At 70.9% G+C, this 4148-nt stretch carries 7 protein-coding genes; 4 read left to right on the forward strand and 3 right to left on the reverse strand.

The features are described 5' to 3' along the window. From AF1_RS36070 to AF1_RS31665, 3 genes are all read left to right on the forward strand, one after another. Positions 1-202: hypothetical protein (locus AF1_RS36070; protein WP_217999867.1), on the forward strand; the 202-nt coding region annotated here is incomplete at its 5' end. A 387-nt stretch (positions 203-589) separates the two neighbouring features. Beyond that, positions 590-1231, forward strand: coding sequence for a ParA family protein (locus tag AF1_RS31660; RefSeq protein WP_067807833.1), 642 nt, complete (start codon positions 590-592; stop codon positions 1229-1231). After that, positions 1231-1545 carry a hypothetical protein gene (locus AF1_RS31665; protein WP_067807836.1) on the forward strand — a complete coding sequence of 105 codons (315 nt, stop codon included), beginning with the start codon at positions 1231-1233 and terminating at the stop codon, positions 1543-1545. The genes AF1_RS31660 and AF1_RS31665 overlap by 1 nt, the downstream gene beginning before the upstream one ends. Positions 1546-2176: 631 nt before the next feature. Here AF1_RS31665 and AF1_RS34980 read toward each other — a convergent pair. The 3 genes from AF1_RS34980 to AF1_RS31675 form a co-directional block, all read right to left on the reverse strand. Next, complete coding sequence (locus AF1_RS34980) at positions 2177-2362, reverse strand: hypothetical protein (protein WP_131733072.1); 186 nt, start codon at positions 2360-2362, stop codon at positions 2177-2179. A 50-nt stretch (positions 2363-2412) separates the two neighbouring features. Then, on the reverse strand, positions 2413-3381 hold the full coding sequence (locus AF1_RS31670; RefSeq protein WP_067807839.1) for a helix-turn-helix domain-containing protein: 969 nt from the start codon (positions 3379-3381) through the stop codon (positions 2413-2415). Positions 3382-3459: 78 nt separating this feature from the next. Further along, positions 3460-3708 carry an antitoxin Xre-like helix-turn-helix domain-containing protein gene (locus AF1_RS31675; protein ID WP_067807842.1) on the reverse strand — a complete coding sequence of 83 codons (249 nt, stop codon included), beginning with the start codon at positions 3706-3708 and terminating at the stop codon, positions 3460-3462. 132 nt (positions 3709-3840) lie between these two features. Between AF1_RS31675 and AF1_RS31680 the strand changes: the two genes are divergently transcribed. Further along, positions 3841-4148: hypothetical protein (locus AF1_RS31680; protein WP_157419381.1), on the forward strand; the 308-nt coding region annotated here is incomplete at its 3' end.

The following is a 4148-nucleotide window of genomic DNA, read 5'->3' on the forward strand; positions in this document are numbered from 1 at the left end:
GGGTCGGGACGGCGTCACGCGGGTGTGGTCGCTGTGTGGGGCCTGCACAATCGCTCCGGCTCTGAACGGTACGGCGGCGGCCGCGGCTCTGCTGTGGCGTCCGGACTGCCTGACCTGCCGGGATACCGGTTGGGCGCATCCTCGGGTGCTGTCGCCGGCTGAGGCGGCGGCCGCGTGGGCCTCGTGGCTCGACATGACGTGACCTCACACCTTCTCGAAGGCCCTCGGATCACTGGTCCGGGGGCCTTCGTCGTGGCGGCCGCCGTCGCGGTACGTCTGCGGTTTCACGTACGCCGATGACGTGACGTACGCCCCGCACGAAACCCGGAGTGCCGCACGGCCCGGAGTGCCCGGACGCCCGAACGGTCCGCATGATCGCTCACGGTTGCGGGCGTCCGGGTGTTCCGGCTCGCGGGGGTCTGGGGGCGGTGGAGCCCCCAGCGGCAACGACGCTCAACCGGCCGTCCGCACCGCTCCTGAGCGTTCTCGGAGCCTGCTGTCGTGACTGCTCATGGCGCGTTCGTGGTCGCGTGCGTCCGGCGCTGGCGAGACTTCAGTAAGTACGGTGTTCCGTGATTCAGTAACGCTCATGGGCGTTGCGGTCGCGTTCGCGAACTTGAAGCCGGGAACGGGCAAGACCACGTGTGCGGTGCTGCTGGCGTACGCACTGCATGAGCGGGGGCATCGGGTGGTGCTGGCCGACTGCGATCCGGCCGCGTCGGCGCTGTCGTGGTCGGACGCGGTGAGCGGGTTCCCGTTCGATGTGTACGGCCTGGCGATGCGCGACGCTGGGCGGCGGCTGGCCGGACTGTCCGGCCCGGACACCGTGGTCGTGGCGGACCTGCCGCAGGCAGAAGACCACGGGCTGATCGTGCGGTCGGTGCTGCGGCACGTGGACGAGATCACGATCCCGGTGGCGCCGTCCACGATCGAGGTCGAGCGCACCTCGGGCATGGCTGACCTGCTGGATGAAGTCGCGGAAGTACGCACGTCCCCCGCCCGGGTGGCGGTGCTGCTGAACCGCGTGGTCGGCTCGGCCCGGTCCGGCCGCGACGTCCGCCAGGCGCTCACCGATCTCGGGTACGAAGTGCTCGGCGCGCAGATCCCGCGCCGTGAGGTCTACGCGCTGGCCTACGGCGAACCGCCGCGCGTCCGGCCCGGTGATCCGTTCGACGTGCTGGCCGAGACCTACCTGGCCCGTGCCGGCCTGCCGCTGAAGGGCGCGCGGTGATGGCGCGGCGTAGCGGGTCCTCGCCGGACCGGTTCGCCGCGGCTGGCCGCTCGCGCCGCAAGGACGCCGAGACCGGCCAGGCTCCGACGCCCGGCGCGACCGCGCGACGAACCAAGCCGGTCCGGATCACGGTCGATCTGGACCCGGCCGACTACCGCGCCATGCGCCAGCTCGTCGACGAGCTGGCGGAGCGAACCGACACCCCAACGTTGCCGCACTCGGTGATGTGGCGGGCGCTGCTGCGCCAGGCCGCCGCCGACCCCGCCCGGCGGGAAGAGCTGGCCGCGCAGATCCGCGCCGACCTGACCGGCTGACCCCTCGCGGAGGGGCTGTCTCGGCGTCTCGTCTCGGCGTCTCGTCTCACGGTCGTCTCGCCCCGTGCAGAGGCCCTCAAGGCGCGCGCGCATATACGCGCGCGAACCCCTGCTGAGACGGTGAGACGAGACGGGCCGCTCGGGGCCGCTGAATCTTTCGGCAACCGGTCCGCCTGCCATCGGCCGGCGGGCGGGCCGGGCCGGGACCGGCCCCCAGGCCGCACGCCCGGCCCGGCCCGCCCTCGCGGCCGCGCCAGCGGCCGCGCTTGATCCCAAACAGCTCAATTCGGCAATGCTCGCCCGGCCCGGTGTCACGCCCTTCCCGTCACAAGAGGGGCCGGGGAGAGAGTTACAGGTCAGCGGCGCCGTGACACCGTGACAGCTACACGCGTGACAGAGCCCGTGACAAGATCGTTTCCGGTGCCGGGCTCGCAGCCACGCGCAGCCGTACGGGGCCGTCCTGCCAGGTTTCGTCGCGCGCTCGGTTCCGCGGCCGCCGGGACGAAACCCCTCACGTCCTGGTGGACGTTGGCGGCGGCCGGGACCGGCCCGGAGAGGCCGCACGCCCGGCCGCCGTCGACGTCCTGGCCGCGCTCGGCGCGGCCCTTGAAGACGTAGAGAAAGTTCTCACTCAGCCGTGTTCGCCCTCGTCGCGGCCCTCGTAGAGGGTCACGAGCTGCTGGAGCAGGCCGTAGCACTCACCGACTGCGCGTGCGGGGCCGCGCTGGTAGCCGTGCTGGTCGAGCAGCGCGAACACCTCGTGAACCAATCCGAGGGTGAACCGCTCGTCTCCAGTGTCGGCTGTGTTCGTGGTCATGGGGGTTGCGCCTCTCTCGAAAGTGCCCAGGGCCGGTTGCTTGGGGCCGGTCAGCTTGACGCTGTAAGGGTGCTGGCTCGCGAGTTCAGCGGGTGGCAAGTCGGGCATCGGCGGACACGGCCCTCGTCGTCCTCGCTCTGCCGCTTGATCGGGTCGGAGCACTCACCGCACCACTCCCGCCGTTGACGGCCCTCAGAAGTTGCTGAGAGGGCCGCTGGCGCGTCGGGGGCCGTCAGGGCATACCCGAGGTCCCGCCAGCCCTTAGCGGCCATCCAGCGGGCGACTGAAGCCAGATGTGCCGGGTCGTGCCCTTCGGCGAGCAACTCGGCTGCCTGCTCGCGGATCTTGCGCTCGCTGCCAGGGACGCGCGGCAACCCCGTACCGGCCGTCCACGCGGCCGCGACAGCGCGGGCTTGTTCGTCCCGCGAAGAGGTCTCTCTCTCCCCCTCTTCGGGCGCCGTACGGGGCGCCGGGACGTCGCTTTCGCGCGCGTCTGAGAGAGAGACATTCTGGAGGGAGAGAGGAACCGCCGCACCCATGCGGCCCCCCCCGCCGGGCTTCTCTGATCCCGGCGGGGCGATCTGCGGAGGCTGCTCGCGCTCCCTGCGGGCGGCCTTCCGGGCCTCGGCACGCGCGGCTGCGCGCTCGTCCCACAGCTCGTGGTCGAGCAGCTCGTACACGCTCGGCAGGTTCGCATGTGAGCTGTTGGGGTCGCGGCGGCGCTCCACGCGCACCAGGCCGCGACGCTCCAGGCGCTTGGTCGCCCGGTCCACGGTGTCTACCGACCGGCCGATGCACGCCGCGAGAACCGCGCGTGTCGGGATGTCCTCGCCGCTCGGGTCCGGGTCGCTGTCGCGGCCGTCCTTGTCAACGAAGCTGGCCAGAGCGGCGTAGAGCGCCTTGTCGACCGGATCCACCGAGCCGTCGCGCGCCAACTGGGCATCGAACTTCACCCAGTCCATATCGGCCGGGCGGACCACGCGGGGCGTGAAGCTGTCGGAACGGGTGGGTACGCTCATGTCGAAACGTCCTTCTTGCTTGACCTGGTGGGAAGTGACTTGTGGGGCCGGGAGTTCGCAGCTCCCGGCCCTTCGCTTTTACTCAGCATCTTGCTCGGGTGGCCTGGCCCAACGGTGTGCCGTCGCGGCAGGGATGCCGGTCAGCTCGGCAATCTGTCTGTAGGAGAGGCCGAGTCTCGCCAGCGCGGCTATGACGGCGGCACCCGCCTCCGTATTGACGTGGCGTCGCCGCCACGCTTCAACGGCGGCCGCGACCAATTTTCCCTGTTCAACCTGGGTGTTTTCCTGGTCCGGCAGAAGCTCGCGAAGGGCGTCTTCCAAGTCCATAGCTTTCCGTTCCTGTCTCATTGTGAGACAGTATCAATGCTGTCTCAGAGTGAGACAGTACGCGGCCCCGGCGTCGTCGCCAAACACCGCCGGGGCCGCTGGACCAGCTCAGTCGAACGGAAGGACTGGCCCATGAACACTCTCTCGCGGGTGTCGTGTGCTGTGGAGCGTGAGGTTCTGCGGTCGGAGTCGTTGCCGTCCCGGTCGGAGTTTTTCGCGGCTGCGGCTGCGGCGGTGGAGCGGGGGGACTGGGCGGCGCTGCCGGTGCTCCCGGAGCCGTTCCCGGTCGAGGAGGTGTGCGAGACCTGCCGGGGGACCGGCTACGAGCGGCGGGGGCCGGGGCGGCTGGCGCTGTGTCTCTGCATGGGGAACGACGACCATCCGGGGTTCGACCTGGAGCGCCGGGCGTCGCGGCCGAGCTGGGCCGAGCGGCTGGACGA

This window comes from Actinomadura formosensis NBRC 14204 (genome assembly GCF_001552155.1).
Lineage (GTDB): Bacteria > Actinomycetota > Actinomycetes > Streptosporangiales > Streptosporangiaceae > Spirillospora > Spirillospora formosensis.